Below are 24,806 nucleotides of genomic sequence, written 5' to 3' on the forward strand. Positions count from 1 at the left end.
CATGGATTCTTAGTGCACGCATCGTGAATAATCTTCCCAGCCTCGACGACCTCAATATCTTCCTCCAGGTGGCCAAGCGCGCCAGCTTCGCGGCGGTGGCCGAAGAGCTCGGCATGTCGGCCGCGTTCATCAGCAAACGCATCCGCGTGCTTGAGCAAACCCTTGAAGTGCGCCTGCTGCACCGCACCACCCGGCGGGTGACGGTGAGCGAGGAGGGCGAGCGGGTGTACCAGTGGGCGCAGCAGATTTTCGATGCGGTGCAGCGCATGGGCGACGACATCAGCGCCCAGCACCGCGAACCGGTGGGCCAGCTGCGGATTGCCAGCAGCCTTGGCCTGGGCCGGCGATTTGTGGCCCCGGCGTTGTCGGAACTGGCCGAGCGCTACCCGCGCCTGGATGTGCGCCTGGACGTGCATGACCGCCTGGTGGACCTGATTGAAGAGGGCGTCGACCTGGATATTCGCGTCGGTAACGCCATCGCCCCCAACCTGATTGCCAAGCCGCTGGCCAGGAACCGCCGGGTGCTGTGCGCTTCCCCGGCCTACCTGGCCCGGCGCGGCACGCCCAAGGTGCTGGCCGAGCTTGCCAGCCATGATTGCCTGGTGATCAAGGAGCGTGACCACCCGTTTGGCGTGTGGCAGCTGGAAGGGCCGGGGGGCGAGGAGAGCGTGCGGGTGACCGGCAGCCTGTCGAGCAACCATGGTGAAGTGGCGCACCAGTGGTGCCTGGATGGGCGAGGAATTTTGCTGCGCTCGTGGTGGGATGTGCACGACAGCCTGGCCGATGGGCGCCTGGTGCAGGTGCTGGCGGAGTATCACCAGCCGGCGGACATCTGGGCGGTGTATACCACGCCGCTGGCCAGTTCGGCCAAGGTGCGGGTGGCGGTGGAGTTTTTTCGCCAGTATTTTGCCGAGCGCTATAGCTTGCCTGAGCTAGGTTGACAGGGCCGGCCTCATCGCTGGCAAGGCCAGCTCCCACAGGCCCGGTGTACACAGGCCCATTGTGGGAGCCGGCGTTGCCGGCGATGGGCTGCAACGCAGCCCCGGTTCACCTCAGAACGTGTAATCCACCGTCGCAAAATACGACCGCGGCTCACCCATCAGCCACTGCTCGCCACTGTGCGCAGTGGCCGCATAACGCCGGTCGAGCAGGTTGTTCAACTGCAGGCCCAGACGCACATCCGGCAGCACCTGCCAGCCCAGGTTGGCATCGACCACGGTAAAGCCCGGCACGCTCTGGGAGTTGGCGGTGTTGGCATAGCGCTCATCGACATAACGCAGGCCCATGCCGGCGTCTACGTTGTGGCTGAAGCCTTTGCTGACCCACAGGTTGGCGGTCCGCCGCGGTACGTTGCTTGGGCGATTGCCAGCACGGGAAACGGTTTGCCCGCCCACCGTCTGGTCGAAATCGTCGTACTTGGCGCGCACCACCGAGGCGTTGGCCGAGACATGCCACTGGTTGGCCAGGGCCAGCTCCAGGGTCGCTTCCAGGCCATCGGAGGTCTGCTGCCCGGCCTGTTCCTTCTGGTGGGTGTCGGGGTTGTCGACCAACAGCTTCTTCTTGACGATGTGATAGGCCGCCAGGGTCCACTCGCCACGGCCATCCCAGAACAGCTGCTTGAGGCCGAACTCGGTCTGCTTGGCTTCGGTCAGGTCGAACTTCTGTTGGCTCGGGCTCAAGGTCACAAGGTCGCTGACGCCATCTTCACTGGTGGAGTACTGGCCGTACAGACTCAGCTCGTCGTTGACTGCGAACACCAGCCCGGCGCGCCAGTTGCCGCCGTTGAGGCTGCGGTCAGTGCGGGTGTCGTTGACCAGGTTGTTGCGGTCGATGTGGTTCTGGTCGCGACGAATGCCGGTGACCAGCGACCAGCGCTCCGACAGCTGGGTGCGGTTCTCGGCGAACAGGGCGAAGGTGCGGGTGGTGCTGTCGGTTTGCGGGCGGGTCGGGCTGGCGCTGTGGAAGTAGCCCGGCGCCGGCTGCCACGGGTCGATGAAATCGCCGCCGATGTCGTTGTACGGCGAGTTGCTGTCGATGCCGAAACGGATGCGGTTGTACTCGGCGCCGACCACGGTTTTGCTGGCCAGGCCAAACAGCGAATGGTCGAAGGTGACGCTCTGGCGGTCGCCGACCTGTTCCTGGTCGTGCCTGATCTCCAGGTAGCTGCCGCGCTCAAGCTGGCCGACGCCGCTGCTCCAGGTGTAGTCCTCGGCGTTGCGCCAGTGGCGGCGGCTCTTGAGGTAGTACAGCTGGTTGCTGGCGCTGATCGAATCGCTGATGGCCCAGTCGGTGTTAAAGCGGGTCCACTCGTCGTGGTAGTGCTGGGCCGAATCCTTGAGGTTGTAGTTTTTCTTGCGCAGGCTGTCGCGATAATGGCCGTCGATCAGCGGCGTGCCGAAGTAGTTCATCGGGTCGGCATCGCCGCGCTCGTGGGCGAGGGTGAAGCTCAGGTCGTCGCTGGCATCGAAGCGCAGGGCGGCGCTCATGGCCAGGTTCTTCGAGTCGCCGCGGTCGACCCAACCGTTGCTTTCCTGGCGGTTGAGGGTCACCCGGTAGCTCAGCCGCTCGCTCAGCGAACCGCCGCTGTCCAGGCCCAGTTGCTGGCGGTCGTAGGAACCATAGCCCAGGCGCAGGTGGTTACGGATCTCGCCGGTAAAAGGTTTTTTCGGAATCACGTTGATCACCGCACCCGTGGCGCCTTCGCCGTACAGCACCGAGGCCGGGCCACGGATCACGTCGATGCGCTCGACCATCCACGGGTCGACCGGGAAGCTCTGGGTACCGGCGCCGGTGTACATGCGCGAGCCGTCGAACAGGGTCATCACCGAGCCGTGGCCGCTGAAGCCGCGGGCCGACAGCGCCGTATTGCCGTTGCCCGGGGTGGCGACCGAGGTGATGCCCGGCGAGCGGGTCACGGCGTCCTGCACGGTGAGGTTGTTGCGCCCGTCGATGACCTCGCTGGCGAGGCTGCTGGTGCTGGCCGGGGTGTCCATGGCACTGAGGTCCAGGCGCGAGCCGGTCGGCAGCGGGGTGGCCAGGCTGATGGTTTGGTTGTCGCTGCTGCTGGTGATGGCCGTCGAGGGCAGGGCCAGGGCAGAGGGGCTGGTGTCTTCGGCGAAAGCCGGCACGGAGAATGCCAGGCAGGGGGCCAGAGCATTGGCTGCCAGGGTATGAAGCTTGGAATTTCGGGACATGTCGTTCCACAGTCAACAGGAAGAATGAATCCCGGAGGGAACAACGCATGGAGGCATGGCGCACGCGCAGGCGGACGCCAACCGGCCTGCGCCCGCCCACCGCGGGGTTGCCAAACAGAAGCTTCAGGCCGGTCTCCGGGCTTGCGAGGGTCGTGAAGGCCTTCACCTTCCCATGCCGAGGCACAGTGGTGTTTCGAAGGCTTCGCTCGCTTACCGTTGCGGGGGCAGCGCCGGACTGGTCATTTGCATGACGCACCGGCTTCCCGTTTCACCCTGCGCACGGCGGCGCAGGACACCTGAAACTGGCGCGCATCTGAACACCGAAAACCTTTGCAGTCAACGGCTTGCGTATCTGAGCAGATCAGTTTTTGGGTGGCGCTTCTAGGTCAACAGCATCGCCGGCAAGCCGGCTCCCACAGGGTTCGGTGTGCACCGTAGCTGTGGGAGCTGGCTTGCCAGCGATGAGTCCAGCTCAGACAGCGACGTCTCAACGCCCGCGCTTGCGCGACACCACCGCCTCGATATTCTTGCGCCCGATCAGCATTGGCTGCTTCGGCTCTTCCAGCCACTTGTACATCACCAGGCTGTCCACCAGCCCCAGGCGCGCATGCCGGTAGGCATTGGGCAAACGCCCGACGATGGCAAAGCCAAGCTTCTGCCACAAGGCCACCGCGACCTCGTTGCTCGACACCACCGAGTTGAACTGCATGGCCAGAAAACCCAGCTCCCGGGCCAGCTGCTGCGAGTGCTCGCACATCAACCTGGCGACACCGCGCCCACGGGCGGCGTCGCAGACCATGTAGCCGCAATTGCTGACATGGTTGCCGGGGCCGGCGGCATTGGCCTTGAGGAAGTAGGAGCCGAGCAGCACGCCATCCTCTTCGGCCACCAGGGTTCGCAGCGGCGCTTCCAGCCACAGCTGGCGAGCTTGCTCCTGGCTCATGGCCGGGTCGAAGGCATAGGTTTCGCGGGCGCTGACAATGCCCTGGAAGGTCGGCCAGAAAAGCTCGAAGTCGGCAGCGGTCATGGGGCGGATGTGGATCATGGTGGTTCCTGAAAACGGTTCGCCCGCTAGCTTATGCGAAAACGCCAGGAAGTGGGTGAGGCGCGGCGCGACCGCGCGCTCACGTGAGGGAGAGGTTACAGCCCAGCCTTGCCCACGGCATCCAGTGCCCGCGCCGAATACACCAGCGCCGCCCCGGCGTTCATGGCCACGGCCACGCCCAGGGCTTCGGCGATTTCTTCGCGGGTCGCGCCTTGCTTGACCGCCTGGGCCGAGTGCACGGCGATGCAGCCGTCACAGCGGGTGCTGACTGCCACGGCCAGGGAAATCAGCTCACGGGTCTTGGCGTCCAGGTGGTTGGTCCTGGCTCCGGCGCCACTGGCGGTCATGTAACCGTTAACCGTGTCGGGAGAGAGTTGCTTGAGATCGCCGATGCCGCCCATCAACTGATTACGGTAGGCATCCCAGTCCATCATGCTCATTGTCTTCACCTTGGTGTGGTTGGCAACTAGAACAGTGACGTTAGTTTTTTTTGCGGCAGGGCGCCGTTGGTCGATGGTCGGGGAAAGGCAAGACTTTGGGAGGGAGAGGGTCTCATCGCTGGCAAGCCAGCTCCCACAGAGAAAGCATGCACTGAACCTGTGGGAGCTGGCTTGCCAGCGATAGCGGTCTGAGTCAGATATAGATGAACACCAGCACCAGCGCCGCCACCACCGCCCATTTCTCCAGGTAGTAACGGGTGCGGTTGCGCTTCTTCAGCGCCTTGCCGCGCTCGCGGATCTTGTAGATGCGGGTGAACAGGCGGTTGATGCCGCCGGTCTTGTCACCGGCATCGTTGGGCGCGGCGGCTGCGGCCATCACGCTGCGGCTGAACCAGCGGTTGAACGCCGTGGCCCAGCGGTACTTGAGCGGACGCTCGACGTCGCAGAACAGAATGATGCGGTTGTGCTCGGTCTGGTTCGAGGCGTAGTGGATGTAGGTTTCATCGAACACCACCGCCTCGCCGTCGCGCCAGGCGTAGTTCTCGCCGTCGACGCAGATGTAGCAACCGTCATCGTTTGGCGTGTCCAGGCCCAGGTGGTAGCGGTACGAGCCTGCGTAAGGGTCGCGGTGGCGCACCAGCTTGGAGCCCGGCGGCAGGGTGGCGAACATCGCCGCCTTGACCGTGCCGATGCCCTGCAGCAGCTCGGTGGTGCGTGGGCACAGCTTCATTGCCGAAGGGTGGCTCTCGCCGTACCACTTCAGGTAGAAGCGCTTCCAGCCGCTCTTGAAGAACGAGTTGAAGCCGACGTCGTCGTAGTTCTGCGAGCTCTTGATCTCGCCGACGTGCAGCAGTTGCTGGGCCTCGGCGCGGATTTCCTGCCAGTTGTCCTGCAACGGCTTGAGCTCGGGGAAGGACTCGACTGGCAGGTACGGCTTGGCCGGCAGCTTGGAGAACAGGTACAGGAACACGTTGACCGGGGCCAGGAAGCTCGAGTGATCACCCAGCTGGCGGGTGACCTTGTGCCGTACCCGGCCGCGGAAATGGACGTAGGCAATCGAGAAAACAAACAGTAGAACTAAGAAAATTTTCATGGGCGAATACTTGTCGATGTGGCGATGCGCCATGGCATAAGCCCGCCAGCATAAACAATCATGTCCACGGTTTGAACTAAATGTTACCGGTTATGTGCCCGACCATAGTGCTAGGCGCAACCGTTTGCCTTAACGATTCAGCCTGCGCGGTTGTCCCTCAGCAAACGTCGAGCGCTGCCCCGGCCCTGTTCAGGTAGGGCGTCAGGTCACCCGCCGCCTGTGCCTGGAGCAAGCCGATGATCACCTCTATGCCGGCCTGTTCGAGCAACGCGATACCCGCCCCGGCATTGCGCGGGTCGGGGTCGAGCATGGCAACGAACACGCGCTTGATGCCGCGCTTGATCAAGGCTGTGGCACAGGACGGCGTGCGGCCATGGAAGGAGCAGGGCTCGAGGGTCACGTAGGCCGTCACCCCGTCGGCATCGCCGTCGAACTGCGCCATGGCCATGGCTTCAGCGTGGTGTTGCCCTGGTGCTTGGGTAAAGCCGCGGGCAATGATCCGGCCGTCGCGCACCAGCACGCAGCCCACCGGGGGATTGGGCAGGCAGGTGGGCAAGGCGCGGCGGCCTTCGCTCAGGGCCTGGTGCATGAACAGCTTATCGCTGGGTGAAAAACAATCCATTGTCGTTCAGCTCCTGGGGTAGTGATGGCGCGAGTGCGCGTACACAGCGTAATCCAGCTTGCGCGCTTTTGCCGCCTCACTTGCGGGTGATTTTGCCGCCAGGGACATGCAGGTACGACATCACGCTTTCGGTCAGCTCGGTGGCCAGCTTCACCGCTTCCTTGTTGCGCGCCATGACCCCGGCCACCAGGCCTTCGATCAGCGCCAGCACGGCAATGCTGGAACTGGTCAGCACCGGGTGATCGGCAGCGGCGAACAGCACGTGACGGGCAATCGGCGTCAGCGGCGAGGCTGGCGAATCGGTAATGGCCAGCACCGTGGCGCCACGCTCATGGGCAAAGCGCGAGAGTTGCAGGGTGTCCTGGGAGTAGCGCGGCAGCGAAATAGCCAGCAGCACGTCCTGGTCAGTGATCGCTGCCAGGCGGTAGGCGGCGTTTTCGTTGCCGCCTTCCATGCTGATGGCGCAGGCATCGGCGCAGAACGGCACCAGGGTCGAGGCCGCCAGGCCCGCGAGGTAGACGCTGTTGCCAAAGCCCAGCACGTACACCTTGCGCGCCTGGGTCAGGCTGGCGATGAAGGCCTCGAAGGTCTCCGCCTGGTTGATGTCGCGGGTGGTCGCCAGGTTGCTGCTGGCGCTATGGATCTGCTCGTGCAGGCCGAACTCGCCCCCGGGGCGCTGGGCCAGTTCATTACGCAGCTTGTCCACGGGCGAGACCATCTGTTGCAGGGTGCTCACCAGCTCGGCCTTCATGCCGCTGTAGCCGCCCAGGTCCAGGGCCTTGGCCAGGCGGTTGACCGCGGCGGGCGAGGTGGCGGTGGCCTGGGCCATCTCTTCGATGGTCAGGGTCGCCGCCTTGAGCGGGTGACGCAGGATGTAATCAGCCACCTTGCGCAACGAGGGTTGCAGTTCGGCGAGGCTTTCCGACAGCTTGCGCATGACCGGCGAGGCGTAGACGGTGGTGTTCTTCGAAGTGCTCGACATCCGGCGCAAGGCTCCCTGAAAGATGGGTCGCAGTGTATCCCAAGCCACTCCCCGGCGTGCAGCCGGGGCGTGGCCTGGAGGCTTACTTGAGGCTGCCGGCAAGAAACTGGCGCAGGCGCTCGGACTGCGGCCTGGCCAGTACTTCACGGGGGTGACCGCGTTCTTCGGCAATGCCCTGGTGCAGGAACAGCAACTGGTTGGACACCTCGCGGGCAAAGCCCATTTCATGGGTGACCACCACCATGGTCCGGCCTTCGCTGGCCAGGTCCTGCATGACCCTGAGCACTTCGCCGACCAGTTCCGGGTCAAGCGCCGAAGTCGGCTCGTCGAACAGCATCACTTCCGGCTCCATGGCCAGGGCGCGGGCGATCGCCACGCGTTGCTGTTCGCCGCCGGACATGTGCGCAGGGTAGGCATTGCGGCGATGGCTGACGCCGACCTTGTGCAGGTAGTGTTCGGCCTTCTCGCGGGCTTCCTTGCGGTTGATGCCCAGCACTTGCACCGGCGCTTCCATGACGTTGTCCAGGGCGCTCATGTGCGACCACAGGTTGAAGTGCTGAAAGACCATGCTCAGGCGTGCGCGCAGGCGTTGCAGCTGACGCGGGTCGGCGGCCCTGAGCCCGCCGCGGGAGCAGTTGCGCAGCTTGAGCTGCTCGCCGTTGACCAGGATCTCGCCGGCGTTGGGTTGCTCGAGCAGGTTGATGCAGCGCAGGAAGGTGCTCTTGCCCGAGCCGCTGGAGCCGATGATGCTGATCACGTCACCGGCGCTGGCCTGCAGCGAGACACCCTTGAGCACCTGATGGTTGCCGTAGCTTTTATGCAGGTCGTTGATTTGCAGTTTGTTCATCAGTAGGTACTCGGTGGGTCAGTCGGTGAGCAGGCGGCCCTGGCGAATCGGTGTGGTGCCGGCGACCTTGGCCAGCCACAGACCGGGCTGGGCAAAGCGCAGGCGTTCGCGGGCATAGAGGACGCCGTCGGTGCTGGCGCGGACCACGCTGTGGCGATCGGTCAGCGGGTCGATCACTTCGAACAGCGGGTCGCCGACCGTGACCCGCGCCCCCAAAGGTTGCAGATAGCTGACCACGCCGGGATGTTCGGCATAGGCATACTGGGCGCCGGCAAAGGGTGTGGCGGCGCAGCACTGGCTGGGCGCCGCGGGCCAGTCGCCGTTGATCAGGCCCTGGTCGGCGAGGTAGCCGAGAATCTGTTCGGCGCTGGCCTGGCATGCTTCGCGCCCGGTGTCGGCCATGCCGCGCAGTTCGACGGTGGTGGCCACGCAGGCCAGGGGAATCTCGGCCTCCGGGAAGTACTCGCGCAAGCGCAACCAGGGCACCGCACAGGCTTCATCGAATGCGTCGCCGCCGGCGTCTTCGGCCAGCAGCACCGCTTCGGCACCCAGGCGTGCTGCCAGCGAGCGCAGGGTTGGCCAGTTCTGCGGCAGGGCGTAGAGCAGCATCACCGATTCGAAATCGCAGTGCAGGTCGAGCACCAGGTCGGCATCGCAGGCGCTTTGCAGCAACAGGCGGCGCAGGCCGTCGAGCTCGCTGCGCGCTGCGGGCAGCTCGGCAAGGGTCGCGGCCATGGCCTGGCGAATCGTTGCCACGTTGGCTTCGCCATCGCTGCCCAGTTGCCCCTCCAGGCGCGCTACCAGCGCTTCGGTCAAGGGTGGGAAATCGCGGTTGAAGTTCTTGCCGCTGTTGAACTCGAATCGGCCCTGGTGCGTGGCCTGGAACATCTGGCCGATGCCGATCGGGTTGGCCAGTGGCACCAGCTCGATCACACCGCTGAGCCGGCCCTGGGCCTCGAGTTCGGCCAGGCGCCGCTTGAGCTCGACCGCCACCCGCATGCCGGGCAGTTCATCAGCGTGCAGCGAAGCCTGGATATAGGCCTTGCGTGCGCCACTGCCGAAGCGAAACAGGCGCAGGGTGCGCTGGGTGCCGCAGGCACTCCAGGGCAGAACATGGTCAATTTGCTGCATGAAAGCTCCTTAGTGCTTGCGCGGGGCGAGGTAGGCCAGCCAGCGGCGCTCGGCCAGCTTGAACAGGCGCACCAGCATGAAGGTCAGGACCAGGTAGATCAGCCCGGCGGTAATGAAGGCCTCGAAGGGCAGGTAGTAACGGGCATTGAAGGTTTTTGCCGCGCCGGTGATATCCACCAGGGTCACGATCGAGGCCAGGCTGGTGGTCTGCAGCATCATCAGCACTTCATTGCTGTATTGCGGCAGGGCCCGGCGCAGGGCCGAGGGCAGCAGGATGCGCCGGTACATCGTCAGGCGCGACATGCCCATGGCCCGGGCCGCCTCGACCTCGCCACGGGCCGTGGACCGCAGGCTGCCGGCCAGCAACTCGGCGCTGTAGGCGCTGGTGTTGATGGCAAAGGCCAGGCAGGTACAGAAGGTCGCGCTGGACAGGTACGGCCACAGCACACTGTTGCGCACCGCCTCGAACTGGGCCAGGCCGTAGTAGATCAGAAACAGCTGCACCAGCATCGGCGTGCCGCGGATCACATAGGTGTAGAGCCAGGCCGGGTAACGCAGCAGGCAGTTGCGCGAGACCCGCATCAGGGCCAGCGGAATTGCCAGCGCCAGGCCACAGGCCAGGGAGATCATCAGCACCTTCAAGGTCAGCAGAATGCCGTTGAGGTACAGCGGCAGGTTTTGCCAGATCAGGTGATAGTCGAGCATCAGGCAACTCCCCTCAGAGTTCGGCGGCTTTGCAGCCGATCGAGTAGCGTTTCTCGACGCCGCGCAACAGCAGCAGCGACAGGCTGGTCAGCAGCAGGTACAGGCCGGCCACGGCCAGGTAGAAGGTGAACGGCTGGTGGGTGGCATCGGCCGCGTTCTTGGCCTTGAACATCATGTCCTGCAAGCCGATCACCGAAATCAGCGCGGTGGACTTGGTCAGCACCAGCCAGTTGTTGGTAAAGCCCGGCAGCGCCAGGCGCACCATCTGCGGCACGCTGATCCGCCAGAACACCTGCAGGGGGCTCATGCCATAGGCCGCGCCGGCTTCGGCCTGGCCCTTGGGAATGGCCAGGAAGGCGCCGCGGAAAGTCTCCGAGAGGTAGGCGCCGAAGATGAAGCCCATGGTGCAGACCCCGGCAATGAACGGGTTGATGTCGATGTACTGCTCGTAACCCAGGGCCAGTGCCAGGCGGTTGACCAGGTCCTGGCCGCCATAAAACACCAGCAGGATCAGCACCAGGTCGGGGATGCCGCGCACCACCGTGGTGTACAACTCGCCCAGGCCTGCCAGCCATTTGACTGGCGACAAGCGACAGGCCGCGCCGATCAGGCCGAGGCTGATGGCCATGGCCATGGCCAGCAAAGCCAGGTTGATGGTCAGCCAGGCGCCATCGAGAATGCTCGATCCGTAGCCATGAAGCATGATGAAAGTCCTCGCCAGCCGGGGTTAGTGGCCGTAGATATCAAACGGGAAGTACTTGCTTTGCACCTGCTGGTAGGTGCCGTTGGCGCGGATTGCCGCGATGGCGGCGTTGAGCCTGGCCAGGTTGGCGCTGTCGCCCTTGCGCACGGCAATTCCGGCACCACGGCCGAAGTATTGCGGGTCGCTGATATCCGGGCCGACCAGGGCAAAGCCTTGCCCGGCGGGGGTCTTGATGAAGCTTTCTTCGGTGTTGACGATGTCGGCGAGGGTTGCGTCCAGGCGCCCGGCGGTAAGGTCGAGAAAGGCTTCGTTCTGCGAGGCGTAGCGCACCACTTCGACCCCGGCGCTTTCCAGCTGCTCGGTGGCGAAGCGGTCATAGGTCGAGGCGCGCTGCACGCCGACCCGCTTGCCCTTGAGGTCGGTGGCCGGGTCGCTGATCTGGTTGCCGGCCTTCATCGCGAACTTGCCGGGCGTGTGGTAGTACTTGTCGGTGAAGTCGACCGATTTCAGTCTGTCTTCGGTGATCGACATCGACGACAGCACAGCGTCGATCTTGCGGACCTTCAACGACGGAATCATGCCGTCGAACTCCTGGATCACCCACTGGCACTTGACCTGCATCTGTGCGCACAGGGCGTTGCCGATGTCGTAGTCAAACCCTGTCAGTTCGCCTTGCGGCGTACGGTAGGAGAAAGGCGGGTAGGCAGCTTCGATGCCGATGCGCAGGCTGCCTTGGTCGGCCTGGGTCATTGCGCTGCAGGCACAGAGGGCCAGTGCGCCGAGAAGTCCGGTCTTGTTCATATTCTTGACTCCGGTGGGTGGGGTGCGCATAGAAATGACATGATTTATTTCAGAAATCAATTTCATGAAAATAAAAATATCAATCGGCCGACTGACGGCACCTCCGTCCAGGCGGTAGACTCAAGCACTCGACCCCAGGAGTGCATGGCATGGACCCAGGCATTGGCGAAACCGGTGAACCCTTCAAGCGCCTGTTCTTTGCCCTCGACTGCGTGGCAGAGCAACGCCGGGCCATTGCCCGGTGGCGCAGTGAGCTGGATATGGAAACGGGGCGGCCAGTGCCCTCGGCGAATTTTCACCTGACCCTGATGTTCATCGGTGCGGCGGGCACTGCGCAGTTACCTGCGATCCTCGCCGCCGCTGCGGGCGTGAAGGTGCCGGGTGAGGCGCTGACGCTGGTGCTCGACCGGCTGGAGGTGTGGCGCTCGGCCAAGGCGTTGGTGTTGGTGCCCAGCCAGATGCCGGCGGCCTTGCGCCAGTTGGCCTATGCCCTGCAGCAGGCCATGCTGCCGTTGGGCTTTGCCCAGGACCCACGGGACTACCGCCCGCACCTGACATTGGCCCGTGACTACCGTGGCAGTGAGCCGGAGGCGCTGGTGCCGGCGGAATTTGTGCTGCGTGCGCGGCACTTCACCTTGTTCGAGTCGCGCAAGGGCCAGTACTGGCCGTTGGCGCAGTGGCCGTTATAGTCTACGACGCGCTTCGCGCCCGCTCCCACAGGATCGGCGCGTTACCTGTGGGAGCTGTCTTGCCAGCGATGAGGCCGGTACAGCCAGCACATCAGGTAGTGTCTGGATTACAACCGCTTCGCAAGACCCGCTCCCACAGGATCGGCGCGTTACCTGTGGGAGCTGGCTTGCCAGCGATGAGGCCGGTACAGCCAGCACATCAGGTAGTGTCTGGATTACAACCGCTTCGCAAGACCCGCTCCCACAGGATCGGCGCGTTACCTGTGGGAGCTGGCTTGCCAGCGATGAGGCCGGTACAGCCAACACATCAGGTAGTGTCTGGATTACGACCGCTTCGCGCCCGATCGCGGGCAAGACCCGCTCCCACAAACCCGGCGTACACAGACCCACTGTGGGAGCCGGCGTTGCCGGCGATTGGCTGGCAACCTAGAACTGCGGCGTGTACTTCACGGTAAAGGTGAAGTTGCGCGGGTCACCAAAGTTGTTGTTGCCGTTGAGCTGGTTGTAGGCCGCAATGTAGTAGTGCTTGTCGAACAGGTTGTTGGCATTCAGCGCCAGGCCCACTTCCGGGCTCAGCTGGTACGCCAGGCGCGCGTTCCACACCGCGTAGCCGGGCACGTCGTAGGTGTGCTCGTAGCCCAGGGTATGCGACTGCGCGGTGAAGCCCAGGCCGGCGCTGACCTTGCTCCAGTCACCCGGCAGTTGGTAGTTACCCCACATGCGCAACATGTGCTTGGGCGTCCAGGTGCTGAACACCTTGCCCTTGTCGTCCGGGTCGTCGAGGTAGGTGGTGGTGTTGTAGGTGTAGCCGGCAAACAGCTGCAGGCCGCTGAGCACTTCGCCGCTGACTTCAGCCTCGATGCCCTGGCTGCGCACCTTGCCGGCGGCGGTGGAGCAGTACCAGTCATCGCAGGCAAAGCCCGAGGCCTTGTCGATGATCGCGCGGTTTTCCTGGTCGTAGCGGAACACCGCCAGGGAGGTATTGACGCGGCCATCGAGCAATTCGCCCTTGATGCCCATTTCGTAGTTGCTGCCAATGATCGGCTTGAGCGCCGCGCCGCCGACGCTGCGTTCGGTCTGCGGCACGAAGACGTCGGCGTAGCTTGCGTACAGCGACCATTCGCGGCTCAGGTCGTACACCATACCGAGGTACGGGGTAACTTCACCGCTTTCGGTCATGGTGCTGGTCGGGCTGACCGAAGGGGCGCGGGTGACACCGGCATGCATGGTCGTGTCATAGCTGTAGTCGAACCAGCTGACCCGCGAACCCAGCACCAGGGTCAACGGCTCGGCCAGCTTGACCCGCCAGGCGCCATACAGGCCTTTCTGGCGCACGTCATAGGCACTGCTGAAACCACGGCCGTTGGGCTTGTCGAGCAAGCTGTCGTAGCTGATATCCGGGCGGTGATGGTCGATATCGAAGATGTTGTCAGTGCTGTCGTTGAACGTGCGCGCGAACAGATCATCGGTGGTCAGCTTCGAGTAGTTGCCGCCCAGGGTGATTTCCTGCTCGAGGTTGAAGGCGTTGAATTTGCCCACCAGGTTCATGTCGACACCCACCTTGGTGGAGTCGAAATCGGTCACCCAGTCGGCATAGCTGACACCGCTGCCATCGAAGTTGATGGCATCGTCAACGGTCTGTACGCGCTGGTGGGTCGACTCGTTGGTTTCACTCATGCGAATCGCACCAACGTGGAATTTCCAGTCGTCGTTGAAGCGGTGCTCAAGGTCGGCGTACAGGGTGGTGACGTCGATTTCCGAATGGTTCCAGCGCGAGCCGGTAAAGGTCGAACGCGGCACATCCAGGCCGCTGCCGTCGGCATAGCGCGGCAACCCGCGCAGCATTGGCCGCGACTCGGCGTTGGACTGGCTGACCGCGAAGCCCAGGGTGGTGGCCTCGTTCAGGTCGAAGTCCAGCGCGCCGTACAGCGAATGGGTCTTGCTCCATTCGTAGTCGACGAACGAATCGCTCTGGTCCTCGTCGGCGACGAAGCGCCCGCGCACGGTGCCGGCATCGTTCAACGGGCCGCCGGCGTCCAGTTGCAGGCCGTAGTGGTCCCAGCTGCCGGCCTTGCCGGTGACGGTCACGGTCGGCGTAGCCTGGCCGCGCTTGCGTACCAGGTTAACGGCGCCGCCCGGGCTGCCGGTGCCTTGCAACAGGCCGGAAGCGCCGCGCAGCACTTCCATGCGGTCGAAGAAGATCAGGTCCTGGGTCGCCCAGTTGCCCAGCGAATAGGTGTTACGCGGGATCGCCACGCCGTCGTACTGCCAGTCGTCGATCTGAAAGCCGCGCGAATAAATGATCAGGCCCGGGCCCACGCCCTGCAGGCCGACCAGGCCAGTGGTCTGGTTGACCGCGTCCTTGAGGTCGACGATGTTCTGGTCGTCCATCTGCTGGCGGGTCATCACCGTGACCGACTGGGGAATTTCCCTGAGGGTATGGCTGCCCTTGCCAATGGTGGTCGCCCGCGCCGCATAGGAGCCGGTGCCCTCGGTGGTGGCCGCATTGAGATCGCCGCCGATGCCGCTGATGCTGGTGGCGCCCAGCTCCAGGGCGTTGCCGGCGTCGATGCTCGGCAGCACGCTGAAGTTGCCCTGTTCGGTGACCAGCAACTGCAGGCCGCTGCCGGCCAGGGCCTTCTGCATGGCCAGCATCGCGCTCATCCTGCCGATGATCGCCGGTGCCTGCTTGCCCTGTACCAGCGCTGGGTCCAGCGAAACGATGCGGCCGCTCTGGCTGGCGATGGCATTGAGGGTGCTGGCCAGGGAGGCGGCGGGCAGGTTGAAGCTCAGGGCCTGTTCCTGGGCCTGGACGGTGCTGGCCAGCGTGGCCAGGGCCACGGCGACAGGAAGGGCGTGGGACCAAGGGTTGAGCACGGAATTCTCCTGATTATGTTGGCGTGTCAGGAGATAGGTGCGATGAGAAATGAAAACCGGACACAAATACGAGTGATTTGCATAAATTATTTTTGCAGCGGGGTTTTCGCCCGAATCAGCGTCAGCCACGGGCTGTACTGATCGACCTTGACCGGCAGGGTTTCGGCCAGTGCGGCGAAGGCCCGCTGCGGTTCGTCCAGCGGGAAGACCCCCTGCACCCGCAGCCCGCGCACTTCGGGTTCGACCCGGACAAACCCGCGGTAGTAAGGGCGCAGCGCCTCGACCACTGACTCGAGGGAATCATCCAGCACATTCAGGCGTCCGCTGAGCCAGTCGGCGCGCTGACGCTCGTCATTGCCCAGGGCTTCGATGCGTTCGCCATGCAGCAGCGCGGCCTGGCCTTCCTGTACATCCAGTTCGCTGCCGTTGAACAGCCGCGCGCGTACCGAATGCTCAAGCACCACCAGGCGCGTGGCCTCGGCCTCCTGGCTGACCAGAAAGCGCGTGCCCAGGGCGCGCATTTCACCCTGGGCGCTACGCACCCGCAACGGCCGCTGCGGGTCGGCGGCGACCTGGATGATCAGATCGCCCTGGCGCAGGATCAGCAACCGCTGATGGCCATCGAACTGCAGGTCGACGGCGCTGCCGGCGTTCAGGCTCAGGCGGCTGCCATCGGCCAGGGTGAAGTCGCGACGCTCGCCCTTGGCCGTGCGCAAATCGGCCAGCAGTGCTTCACCCACCTCACTGCGCGCGCCCAGCCACAGGCCACCGCCGAGCACGCCGATGCCGACGAAGGCGCGCAGCAGTTCGCGCCGCGAGCCGTTGGGCTGCAGCAACAGTTGGCGAACCTCACCGGTGTGCCCCGGGGCGCGGCGCTCGAAATTGCGCACGGTCTGGCAGGCGCCGCCCAGGCGTTCCTGCAAGCGTGCCCAGGCCTGGGCGTGGGCCGGGTCGCTGCCCAGCCACTGGCTGAAGTCGCTGTGCAACTGGGCGTCGGTGTTGCCCGAACTCAAGCGCACCATCCAGTCGATGGCGGCTTCTGCGCTGGGGTCGAGACGGCGCTGGCTCATGGCGCCAGCTCACTGAGGTAGCACTGGCTCAGGGCCTGCTTCATGTAGCGGCTGACAGTGCGCTCGGAGAGGTCGAGCTTGCGCGCGATATCGACATAACTCATGCCGTCGAGCTGGCTGTAGAGGAAGGTGGCCTTGACGATCATCGGCAGGCCGTCGAGCACCTGGTCGATGCTCACCAGTGCTTCGATCAGCAGCAGTTGCTCTTCCGGGGAGGGCGCCAGCGGCTCAGGCAGGGCCGCCAAACGTTCCAGGTAAGCCTGCTCCAGCTGGCGACGGCGATGGCGATCGAAGATCAACCGGCGGGCGATGGTCGACAGATAGGCGCGCGGCTGCTGGATGCTCGCCGGATCGACCTGGGCGGCGAGCATCTGGCAGAAGGTCTCGGCGGCGGTGTCTTCGGCGTCGGCGCGGTTGCGCAGGCGCTTGTGGATGTGCTGCAGGAGCCAACGGTGGTGGTCGCTGAAAAAGAAGCCCAGCTTGCGGGTGGAGGAGGTTGGCACCGGTTGGCGTTCCCGAAGGTGTTAGTGTGAATCGTTCTCAATCTTACCTGTGCGGCAAGGCAAGGTGCAATCACCGCCGCCAACCGTGCTTTACAATTTTCCTACAGACTGCCCTTGGGCGCAGTAATAGGGTGGCGGCCAGACGAATCAAGGGAAAAGAGAATGGACCTGTCGCTCGCAGGCCAGCGGTTCACCCTGCTGGAGAACTTCAAGGACGATACACGGCTGCGCGCCAGCTTCAACGCCTTGACCCACCAGACGTTCGAATTCGATTTCGAACAGTGGTACCAGGACGGCTATTGGGGCGAAGGCTACCAGCCCTGTGCGTTGGCCCATGACGGGCGCATCGTCGCCAACCTTTCGGTCAACCTCATGCACTTCGAGGTGCTCGGCGAGCCTAAGCGCTGCATCCAGCTAGGCACGGTCATGGTCGCGCCGGAGTATCGTGGCAAAGGCCTGAGCCGCGTGCTGCTGGAGCGGGTGCTGGACAGATGGCAGGGCCAGTGCGAGCTGATCTACCTGTTTGCCAACGATACAGTGCTGGATTACTACCCCAGGTTCGGTTTTCGCCGGGTGCTCGAACATCAGTACAGCGCGGCGTTAAGCCCATCAGCGCAGCCTTGCAGCTTCTACAGGGTCGACATGAGCGACGTGCTCGAGCGCCTGCGCTTCATCAGCGCGGTCGCCAGCGCGGTACCCGCTGCACGGTTGGCGATGCGCAGTAATCCTGATCAGACGATGTTCTATTGCACGTCGTTTTTCAAAGACTGCGTTCACTACTCGGCAGCGCTGCAGGCCTATGTGGTGATGGAAATCGTCGACGGCGTGATGACGCTCTATGAGGTGTTCGCCAGGCAAGCGCTCGACCTGCAGGCACTGATTGCAGAACTGAGGACACCCCAGACCACCCGGGTGGTACTGGGGTTTACGCCGCTGGATGTCAGCGGCTTCGAGGCGCAGCCGCTTGAGTCGGATGACAGCCTGTTCGTGCTCGGCCAGGCCGGTCAGTTCATCGAGCATGCCAGGCTGATGTTTCCGTTGCTGTCACACGCCTGAGTCGCTCAGGCCACCACCGGAATCAGCGGATCGGCAGCGGCGAGGGCAATCGCACGATCGGCCACGGGCGGGTAGATCCACACCGAGTTGATCTGCTGCTTGAGGGTCTTGGCTTCGTCCTTGATCAGCTTGACCTCACGCTGCCAGCCCTCGGTGTACACCGCGCCCCAGGCCCCCAGGTCCAGGCAGGTGACGTACTTGGGCTGGCGGTACGGCAGCGGTTCGACACCCAGCAGGTCGGCGGCGACGTTGTTGCCCGAATGCCGGCCCAGGGCGATGGCGTGCTGGCAGGTCATCAAGGCGTGGTTTCCGAGGTCGTCGGTGGCGGCGTAGGCCACGTCACCGGTGGCGAATACATGCTCCTGACCAATGACCTTGAGGTTGCCGTCGACATGCAGGCGGCCATGGCCATCGCGTTGCCCCGGCACTTGTTCGGTGAGCGCGCTGGCGCGGACGCCGACGGTCCAGACCACGGTGCTGGCCTCGATGCGCTGGCCGTCGGCGAGGGTCACGCCGTCGGCATCCACGGCGGCCACCGAGGCATTGAGCCGCCACTCGACCCCCAGTGCCGCGCTGGCTTCGACGATCGCCGGGCTGATGCCTTCGCCCAGGGCCGCGCCGATCTTGTTGCCGCGATCGACAATGATCACCTTCACCTCAGCGTCCTGGCCCAGCACTGCGCGCAGGCGGGCGGGCATTTCGCTCGCGGTCTCGATGCCGGTGAAGCCGCCGCCGGCCACCACCACGGTGTTGCGCGCCGTTGATCCAGGCCGTTGCGCCAGGGCCTTGATGTGCTGCTCCAGGCGGCTGGCCGATTCGATCTGGTCGACGTCGAAGGCGTGCTCATCAAGCCCGGCCAGGTTTGGCCGGACCACGCCACTGCCGCTGGCCATGACCAGGCGATCGTAGCCAAGCACCTGCTGCAGGCCCTGGCCGTCGCGGTAGCCGACACGCTTGCCGGCCACGTCGATCTCGTCCACCGCGCCCTGGATGAAGTTCACGCCCACGGCGGTAAACAGTTCAGCCAACGGCGCTTTCATCTGCTGCACATCGGTTTCGTAGAAGCGCGGACGGATGCGCAGTTCGGCCTGGGGGGCGAGCACGCTGACGCTGACGTCGTTGCGCCCGTGCTGCTCCAGCAGGCGAGTGGCGCTGAGGGCGCTCCACATACCGCCGAAGCCGGCGCCGATGATCAGGATGTGCTGTTTCATGTTCTGCTCCGAGAAAGAAGGGCTGTTGTTTGCCGGTCGCAGGTACGTCGTGACCCGCAGCGGATAACTACGACTGTATTGGTCGTAGTTATCAAGTGCAAGTTTTTTTTCAAACCGGTTTGTGCCTGCCCCGGTTTGCTGGTGGTCGTAGTGAACTGGTAGTATTGGCGACAAATCCAGTCGGAGATTGACATGTCCCTGTATAGCGCCGGCGTCGAGTACGGCTTGCACTGCCTGCTGTTTCTGGTCGACGACCTGGGCGAAAGCCGCGAAGCCAGCGTGCGCGACCTGGCCGAGCTGCAGGGTGTGCCCCATGAATACCTGGCCAAGGTCTTTACCAAACTGGCCAAGGCCAGACTGGTGGTTGCCACCGAAGGCGTGCGTGGCGGCTTCAAGCTGGCCAGGCCTGCGGACGAAATCACCGTGCTGGATATCGTCACGGCCATCGACGGGCACAAGGCGATCTTCGATTGCCGCGATGTGCGCGACCGCTGCACGCTGTTCGACGGTGCGCCGCCGGCCTGGGCCATTGACGGCACCTGTGCCATTCACGCGGTGATGCTGACCGCGCAAAAGCGCATGGAAGAAGCCCTGGCCCAGCAGACCATCCTCGATCTGTCGCGGCGCTTGGGGCGCAAGGCGCCAGCGGAGTTTTCCACCCAGGTGGTCAGGTGGATCAACGACCGCCGCGACAGCAAGTAAGGCGCGGTTTCAGGCGGGCTCGGCGACTTCGGCGAACAGCGTGCGGCCGTGCTCGAACATGCTTTCAAGGTGGGCGCTGGGGTCGGCGCTTTCCGAGTCCAGCAGCAAGGTCGAGCTCAGTACCCGGGCGCCGCAGTAATCGAAGATGCCGTGGTCGATCTGGGTTTTCATCGCCCGCTCATAGCCATGTTTGCTGAAGGTCGCGGCATCGGCGCCACCGACACCGATCAGGTGTACGTTCAAGCGGCCAAGCATTTTTACCATCGGCGCCTGCGTGCTGAAGTCGAACGCCCAGCCATTGCTGAACACCCGGTCAATCCAGCCTTTGAGCAGCGCCGGCATGGACCACCAATACACCGGAAAGACCAGCACCAGAGCGTCGCTGCGGTCGATGCGTGCCTGCTCGGCAAGCACATCATCGGCAGGCGCTGCGGTGCGATGATGAACAGCGTGGTCGGCCGGGCCGAACAGCGGGTTGAAGCCTTCGGCGAACAGGTCGGCGACCTCGGCGCTATGGCCGTTGTGCACCAGGCCTTCGGCGAGCTTGGCGGCCAGGCTGTGGGTCAGCGAGCGTGGATCATGATGAGCGACAACCACAAGTGCGTGCATGGCAAGGACTCCTGCGAATTGCGGGGAAGGGGCGTAAGTTGTATGCTGGGCATAAGTTACCTTTGGTAAGTTACTTTTGGTAGGTAAGCATGTCAAGCGATCCGCAACCGCGTCGTCGTCTGTCGCGTCAAGACCGTCAGCAACAACTCCTGGACGTGGCCTGGCACCTGATCCGTGAGGAGGGCACCGAAGCCCTGACCCTGGGGCGCCTGGCTGAGTTGGCCGGGGTTACCAAACCGGTGGTGTATGACCATTTTGGTACCCGTTCGGGGTTGCTGGCGGCGCTGTATCAGTCCTTTGATGTGCGCCAGACAGCAGTGATGGATGCCGCCCTGGCCGCCTGTGAGCCGACGCTTGAAAGTACCGCTGCGGTGATTGCCAGCTCCTACGTCGACTGCGTCTTGACCCAGGGCCGGGAGATTCCCGGGGTGATCGCCGCGCTGGCCAGCTCGCCGGAGCTTGAGCAGCTCAAGCGCGAGTACGAGGCGGTGTTCATGGGCAAATGCCGGGCGCTGCTGGAGCCGTTCAGTGGCCGTGGCGAGATTGGCGTCGCGGGACTGCGGGCGATGATCGGCGCGGCCGAGGCGTTGTCTCATTCTGCGGCGAACGGTGAGATTACGGCGGAGCAGGCGCAGCAGGAGTTGTTCGAGACCATCAAGGCGATGGTGGTGCGCAGTTAAAATACATCGCGGGGCAAGCCCGCTCCCACAGGCTGCTTACCCCCCCTGTAGGAGCGGGCTTGACCCGCGATAGGGCCTTATTAAGCGGACGAGAAATACGGACATTCAAGAAATCAAGCAACGCCTGGCCAAACCCGCCACGCGCTTTTTCGCCGGTGGCTTTCGCCCCACTAACAGCGATGAAGAAAGCTGGCTCGGCCGGGTGTTCCTCTACCGCCCCGACGAAGGCGTACCGACCAACGCTGCCGGCGAACAACTGTTGCCGGTGGCCCAGTTCCACCTGCCCAGCCTGCCGTTCAGCAGCCCGGCGCTCAAGGACATCCGCGTCCTCACCCTGTTCGTCGGCTACCCGTTTCCGGATGAGTTCGAGGCCATGGGCGACAACTGGCTGATCCGTGAATACCGCGCCGACGATGAGCTGGTACGCAAGGACCTGCCGGTCGCCAACTCTTTCCTCAAAGCCTTTCCCTTGCGCGCTGAAGAACTCGCCGAAGACTATCCACTGTGGGATGGCGGCGGTGTGCCGGATGAGCTGGTCACGGAAATCGTCAAGCTCGAACGGGCAGGGGACATCGAGTGTTACTACGAGGTCATCACCCACGCCTACGAGCACAAGATCGGCGGCTATCCGTCGTTCTGCCAGTCGGGCGTATACCCGGGCGACGGCTTCGAGTTCGTCTTCCAGGTTTCATCCGATGCCAAGATCAACCTCAACGTGGTCGACAGCGGCAGCCTGATGTTCTTCAAGCACCGCGACACCGGCGAGTGGACGATCTACTACGACTTCTATTGAGCTAGTGCGACGCACCGTTACGCGGCTTGTAGAACAGAAACTCGGAGGTCTGCGCAGTCCTGGCAAAGGTCTTCGACCAGTCCGGGCGCACGCGCCGGTCGTGGAAGTACAGGGCGCCACCGGTACGGTCAGGCAACTGCTTGTTCAGCGCCTTGCGGGCGATCTCCTTGGCCAGGGTGTAGCGCACTTCTTCCTGGACATCGTCCGAGCGGCCATCGCACCACCAGGAGAACTGGCAGGCGCCTTTCTCCGAGCCTTGCTTGACCACGCCGCAGACCGAATCGGGAAAGCCCTCGTGCCCGACCCGGTTCATCACCACGTTGGCCACCGCCTCCATGTCCGCTGATTTACCGCCCTTCGATTCCCAGTAGATACTGCGCGCCAGGCAGGTGATGGCATCGTCCAGCGCGGCTGCGCCGGCCGGGTCGACGGCCTGGACTTCGGTCTTGGTGATGGCTTGGTACTTTGGTGCGGGCGGGGCATCGGGGCTGCTCGCGGCTTTTTGCTCCAGCACCTGGGCCTTTTCTTCGGCCACCTGGGCCTTGGAGTCAGCCGCCATTGCCACGGCGCCGGAGAGCGCCAGTACCAGGCACGTTGCAATCGTTAGCAGGCGCATGCTCGAACCTTTGGGTGGCGTAGAAGTACAACTTCCTGTTACAGGGTCGACCGCGCCGGGCGCAAAACATTCCCGCTGTCAGACCACGGGCAACTTCGTGCATCATCTACGCAGTCCGATCAAGGGAGATTTCCATGCGCGTCACGTCATCTGTTGCACCTCTGGCCTTGTTGGCGTTGGGCCTGGCGTCCACCGTGACGGCCCAGGCCAGCGACGAGTCGCAGCTGGTCGAGTCGATCAACGCCTACCGCAGCCAGGCCCAGCGCTGTGCCGGCCAGGTTTCGATGGAGCTGCCGCCGCTGGCCAGCGATCCGCGCCTGGTGTTGCCGGCCAACAGCATGGGCGATCTGCGCGAGGCCCTGGCGCAAAAGAGCTACCCGATGGTCAACGTCCAGGCCATCAGCCTGTCCGGGCCGCGGGATGTGCAGTCGGCCATGAAGGCGGTGCAGGAGAGTTTCTGTCAGGTGGTGCTCAACCCGCAGTTCGTCGATGTCGGGGTCAGCCGCGAGGGCCGCGACTGGCGCATCGTCCTGGCGCGGCCGTTGCTGGCAGGGCGCCTGGGCGACTGGCAGGCCGAAGGGCAGAAGGTCCTGGAGATGATCAACGCGGCGCGCAGCCAGACGCGCCAATGCGGTGGCCAGGCATTCAACGCCACCACGCCGCTGGCCTGGAACGCCACCCTGGCCGGCGCCGCCGAGAGCCACACGCGGGCCATGGCCAACAACAACTTCTTTGACCACAAAGACCGCGACGGCCGTACCCCGGGGGATCGCGCCGAGCTCTCCGGGTATGCCGGCCAGCAGGTCGGCGAGAACATCGCTGCCGGGCAGGACACCCCGCGCAAGGTGGTCGATGGCTGGCTGGCCAGCGCCGGTCACTGCGCCAACCTGATGAACCCGCAGTTCAGCGAGCTGGGCGCGGCCTACGCGGTCGATCCCAAGAGTGACGCCGGGATCTACTGGACAGCGATGTTCGGCGCGCCCTGATGGGCCTTAGTGCTCAAGCCCGGCACGCTTGAGCAGTTGCTTGCAGCGCTCGGACAGGTGCACCACGCGCAGGTGCTTGCCGTTGTTGCTGTAGCGCTCGCGCAGGGTCTTGAGCGCGGCAATCGCCGAGTAGTCGACGAAGTTCAGGTGACGACAGTCGAGGGTCACCCGGGCCGGGTCATTGGCCGGGTCGAACTGGTTGAGGAACGGCGTGGTCGAGGCGAAGAACAGCGTGCCATGGACCTTGTACAACCGGCTGCCGTCGCTTTCGTCATGGCTGTCGGCATACAGCTCGCGGGCCTGTTGCCAGGCGAAGTTGAGCGCGGCGATGACGATGCCGCACAGCACCGCAGTCGCAAGATCGGTGAACACCGTCACCAGGGTCACGGCGATGATCGCCAGCACATCGTTGACCGGCACCTTGTGCAGCACCCGCAACGACGCCCACGAGAAGGTCTGCTGGGCAACCACGAACATCACCCCGACCAGCGCCGCCAATGGAATACGCTCGATCAGCGGCGAGAGGAACAGCACGAACATCAGGATCATCACCCCGGCGACCACCCCGGACAGCCGCCCGCGGCCGCCGGAACTGAGGTTGATCGCGGTCTGGCCGATCATCGCGCAACCGCCCATGCCGCCGAACAGCCCGGAGGTCATGTTGGCCACGCCCAGGGCCACGCACTCGCGGTTGGGGTGGCCGCGGGTTTCGGTGATCTCGTCGGTGAGGTTGAGGGTCAGCAGGGTTTCCAGCAGGCCGACCAGGGCCATGAGCAGCGCGTAGGGGGCGATGACCTGCAGGGTTTCGAGGTTCCACGGTACTTGCGGCCAGCTCAAAGCCGGCAGGCCCCCGGCGATGTGCGCGAGGTCTCCCAGGGTGCGGGCCGGCAGGTCGAGCAGGTAGACCCCGACGCCCACGCCAAGGATCGCGACCAATGCCGGTGGCACGCTGCGGGTCAGGCGTGGCAGCAAGTAGACGATGGCCATGGTCAGCGCCACCAGCCCCAGCATCAGGTACAGCGGCGAGCCGCTGAGCCAGGCGCCATCGGCCTTGAAGTGCTCAAGCTGGGCCAGGGCAATGATGATCGCCAGGCCGTTGACGAAGCCGAGCATCACCGAATACGGCACCATGCGCACCAGCTTGCCCAGGCGCAGCAGGCCGAAAGCGATCATGATCAGCCCGCCGAGCAGTACCGTGGCCAGCAGGTACTGCACGCCGTGGGTCACCACCAGGGCGACGATGACCACGGCCATGGAGCCGGCCGCGCCGGAAATCATCCCCGGGCGGCCACCGAGCAGGGCGGTCAGGGTGCAGATGATGAAGGCGCCATACAGGCCCATCAGCGGGTTGAGGTGCGCCACCAGGGCGAAGGCGATGCACTCGGGCACCAGGGCGAAGGCTGTGGTGAGTCCTGCCAGGACATCGGCGCGTAGCGGGGTTGTTCTCATGA

General features: G+C 64.2%; 25 protein-coding genes and 1 riboswitch. Of the genes, 7 read left to right on the forward strand and 18 right to left on the reverse strand.

The window, feature by feature from the left end; all coding sequences use genetic code 11:
* Positions 1-23 precede the first annotated feature (23 nt).
* Positions 24-941: a LysR substrate-binding domain-containing protein gene (locus CCOS864_RS17585; protein WP_115087616.1), complete on the forward strand. Its 918-nt coding sequence runs from the start codon at positions 24-26 to the stop codon at positions 939-941.
* A 111-nt stretch (positions 942-1,052) separates the two neighbouring features.
* Here CCOS864_RS17585 and CCOS864_RS17590 read toward each other — a convergent pair whose 3' ends face one another.
* The 11 genes from CCOS864_RS17590 to CCOS864_RS17640 form a co-directional block, all read right to left on the reverse strand.
* Positions 1,053-3,194, reverse strand: a complete 2,142-nt coding sequence (locus CCOS864_RS17590) for a TonB-dependent receptor (protein WP_115087617.1) — start codon at positions 3,192-3,194, stop codon at positions 1,053-1,055.
* A gap of 109 nt (positions 3,195-3,303) precedes the next feature.
* Positions 3,304-3,509, reverse strand: a riboswitch (cobalamin riboswitch).
* Between the two features lie 172 nt (positions 3,510-3,681).
* The gene (locus CCOS864_RS17595; protein WP_115087618.1) at positions 3,682-4,239 is read right to left on the reverse strand and encodes a GNAT family N-acetyltransferase; all 558 of its coding nucleotides are present in this window, start codon (positions 4,237-4,239) and stop codon (positions 3,682-3,684) included.
* 95 nt (positions 4,240-4,334) lie between these two features.
* Entirely contained in the window at positions 4,335-4,679 is a 345-nt protein-coding gene (locus tag CCOS864_RS17600) for a carboxymuconolactone decarboxylase family protein (RefSeq protein WP_115087619.1), read from the reverse strand.
* Between the two features lie 193 nt (positions 4,680-4,872).
* Positions 4,873-5,772 carry a lipid A hydroxylase LpxO gene (gene lpxO, locus CCOS864_RS17605; RefSeq protein ID WP_010225312.1) on the reverse strand — a complete coding sequence of 300 codons (900 nt, stop codon included), beginning with the start codon at positions 5,770-5,772 and terminating at the stop codon, positions 4,873-4,875.
* Positions 5,773-5,929: 157 nt separating this feature from the next.
* Entirely contained in the window at positions 5,930-6,394 is a 465-nt protein-coding gene (ribD, locus tag CCOS864_RS17610) for a bifunctional diaminohydroxyphosphoribosylaminopyrimidine deaminase/5-amino-6-(5-phosphoribosylamino)uracil reductase RibD (protein ID WP_115087620.1), read from the reverse strand.
* Positions 6,395-6,470: 76 nt separating this feature from the next.
* Entirely contained in the window at positions 6,471-7,376 is a 906-nt protein-coding gene (locus CCOS864_RS17615; protein ID WP_115087621.1) for a MurR/RpiR family transcriptional regulator, read from the reverse strand.
* Positions 7,377-7,458: 82 nt separating this feature from the next.
* Entirely contained in the window at positions 7,459-8,223 is a 765-nt protein-coding gene (locus CCOS864_RS17620; protein ID WP_115087622.1) for an ABC transporter ATP-binding protein, read from the reverse strand.
* Positions 8,224-8,241: 18 nt separating this feature from the next.
* On the reverse strand, positions 8,242-9,354 hold the full coding sequence (locus CCOS864_RS17625; protein ID WP_115087623.1) for a succinylglutamate desuccinylase/aspartoacylase family protein: 1,113 nt from the start codon (positions 9,352-9,354) through the stop codon (positions 8,242-8,244).
* Between the two features lie 9 nt (positions 9,355-9,363).
* Positions 9,364-10,059, reverse strand: coding sequence for an ABC transporter permease (locus tag CCOS864_RS17630; protein ID WP_415842522.1), 696 nt, complete (start codon positions 10,057-10,059; stop codon positions 9,364-9,366).
* Positions 10,060-10,072: 13 nt separating this feature from the next.
* A complete protein-coding gene (locus tag CCOS864_RS17635) occupies positions 10,073-10,762 on the reverse strand; it encodes an ABC transporter permease (RefSeq protein ID WP_115087625.1) in 690 nt (229 codons plus the stop codon).
* Between the two features lie 24 nt (positions 10,763-10,786).
* Positions 10,787-11,563, reverse strand: a complete 777-nt coding sequence (locus CCOS864_RS17640) for an ABC transporter substrate-binding protein (protein WP_115087626.1) — start codon at positions 11,561-11,563, stop codon at positions 10,787-10,789.
* Positions 11,564-11,712: 149 nt separating this feature from the next.
* Between CCOS864_RS17640 and thpR the strand changes: the two genes are divergently transcribed.
* A complete protein-coding gene (thpR, locus tag CCOS864_RS17645) occupies positions 11,713-12,252 on the forward strand; it encodes an RNA 2',3'-cyclic phosphodiesterase (RefSeq protein ID WP_115087627.1) in 540 nt (179 codons plus the stop codon).
* A 426-nt stretch (positions 12,253-12,678) separates the two neighbouring features.
* On the opposite strand, the gene CCOS864_RS17650 is transcribed toward thpR, so the two are convergent.
* From CCOS864_RS17650 to CCOS864_RS17660, 3 genes are all read right to left on the reverse strand, one after another.
* Positions 12,679-15,129, reverse strand: a complete 2,451-nt coding sequence (locus CCOS864_RS17650; protein WP_115087628.1) for a TonB-dependent siderophore receptor — start codon at positions 15,127-15,129, stop codon at positions 12,679-12,681.
* Between the two features lie 86 nt (positions 15,130-15,215).
* Positions 15,216-16,199 (reverse strand): FecR domain-containing protein, encoded by a 984-nt coding sequence (locus CCOS864_RS17655; RefSeq protein ID WP_115087629.1) that lies wholly within the window; start codon positions 16,197-16,199, stop codon positions 15,216-15,218.
* Complete coding sequence (locus CCOS864_RS17660) at positions 16,196-16,702, reverse strand: sigma-70 family RNA polymerase sigma factor (protein WP_115087630.1); 507 nt, start codon at positions 16,700-16,702, stop codon at positions 16,196-16,198. Before CCOS864_RS17660 ends, CCOS864_RS17655 begins: the two co-directional genes overlap by 4 nt.
* Positions 16,703-16,864: 162 nt before the next feature.
* On the opposite strand from CCOS864_RS17660, the gene CCOS864_RS17665 reads away from it, so the two are divergent.
* Positions 16,865-17,758 carry a GNAT family N-acetyltransferase gene (locus tag CCOS864_RS17665; protein WP_115087631.1) on the forward strand — a complete coding sequence of 298 codons (894 nt, stop codon included), beginning with the start codon at positions 16,865-16,867 and terminating at the stop codon, positions 17,756-17,758.
* Between the two features lie 5 nt (positions 17,759-17,763).
* Here CCOS864_RS17665 and CCOS864_RS17670 read toward each other — a convergent pair whose 3' ends face one another.
* The gene (locus CCOS864_RS17670) at positions 17,764-18,969 is read right to left on the reverse strand and encodes an NAD(P)/FAD-dependent oxidoreductase (protein WP_115087632.1); all 1,206 of its coding nucleotides are present in this window, start codon (positions 18,967-18,969) and stop codon (positions 17,764-17,766) included.
* A gap of 192 nt (positions 18,970-19,161) precedes the next feature.
* On the opposite strand from CCOS864_RS17670, the gene CCOS864_RS17675 reads away from it, so the two are divergent.
* Positions 19,162-19,671 carry an RrF2 family transcriptional regulator gene (locus CCOS864_RS17675; protein ID WP_115087633.1) on the forward strand — a complete coding sequence of 170 codons (510 nt, stop codon included), beginning with the start codon at positions 19,162-19,164 and terminating at the stop codon, positions 19,669-19,671.
* 9 nt (positions 19,672-19,680) lie between these two features.
* On the opposite strand, the gene CCOS864_RS17680 is transcribed toward CCOS864_RS17675, so the two are convergent.
* Positions 19,681-20,280, reverse strand: a complete 600-nt coding sequence (locus tag CCOS864_RS17680) for an NAD(P)H-dependent oxidoreductase (RefSeq protein ID WP_115087634.1) — start codon at positions 20,278-20,280, stop codon at positions 19,681-19,683.
* Between the two features lie 89 nt (positions 20,281-20,369).
* On the opposite strand from CCOS864_RS17680, the gene CCOS864_RS17685 reads away from it, so the two are divergent.
* Positions 20,370-20,960, forward strand: a complete 591-nt coding sequence (locus tag CCOS864_RS17685) for a TetR/AcrR family transcriptional regulator (protein WP_115087635.1) — start codon at positions 20,370-20,372, stop codon at positions 20,958-20,960.
* Positions 20,961-21,039: 79 nt separating this feature from the next.
* Positions 21,040-21,753 (forward strand): DUF1963 domain-containing protein, encoded by a 714-nt coding sequence (locus CCOS864_RS17690; RefSeq protein ID WP_115087636.1) that lies wholly within the window; start codon positions 21,040-21,042, stop codon positions 21,751-21,753.
* A 1-nt stretch (position 21,754) separates the two neighbouring features.
* On the opposite strand, the gene CCOS864_RS17695 is transcribed toward CCOS864_RS17690, so the two are convergent.
* The gene (locus tag CCOS864_RS17695) at positions 21,755-22,369 is read right to left on the reverse strand and encodes a cell wall hydrolase (protein WP_115087637.1); all 615 of its coding nucleotides are present in this window, start codon (positions 22,367-22,369) and stop codon (positions 21,755-21,757) included.
* 134 nt (positions 22,370-22,503) lie between these two features.
* Between CCOS864_RS17695 and CCOS864_RS17700 the strand changes: the two genes are divergently transcribed.
* Positions 22,504-23,355 carry a CAP domain-containing protein gene (locus CCOS864_RS17700; RefSeq protein WP_115087638.1) on the forward strand — a complete coding sequence of 284 codons (852 nt, stop codon included), beginning with the start codon at positions 22,504-22,506 and terminating at the stop codon, positions 23,353-23,355.
* A 6-nt stretch (positions 23,356-23,361) separates the two neighbouring features.
* Here the strand turns inward: CCOS864_RS17700 and CCOS864_RS17705 are convergent, their stop codons facing one another.
* A complete protein-coding gene (locus CCOS864_RS17705) occupies positions 23,362-24,804 on the reverse strand; it encodes a SulP family inorganic anion transporter (protein WP_115087639.1) in 1,443 nt (480 codons plus the stop codon).
* Positions 24,805-24,806 lie beyond the last annotated feature (2 nt).

The organism is Pseudomonas wadenswilerensis, from assembly GCF_900497695.1.
Lineage (GTDB): Bacteria > Pseudomonadota > Gammaproteobacteria > Pseudomonadales > Pseudomonadaceae > Aquipseudomonas > Aquipseudomonas wadenswilerensis.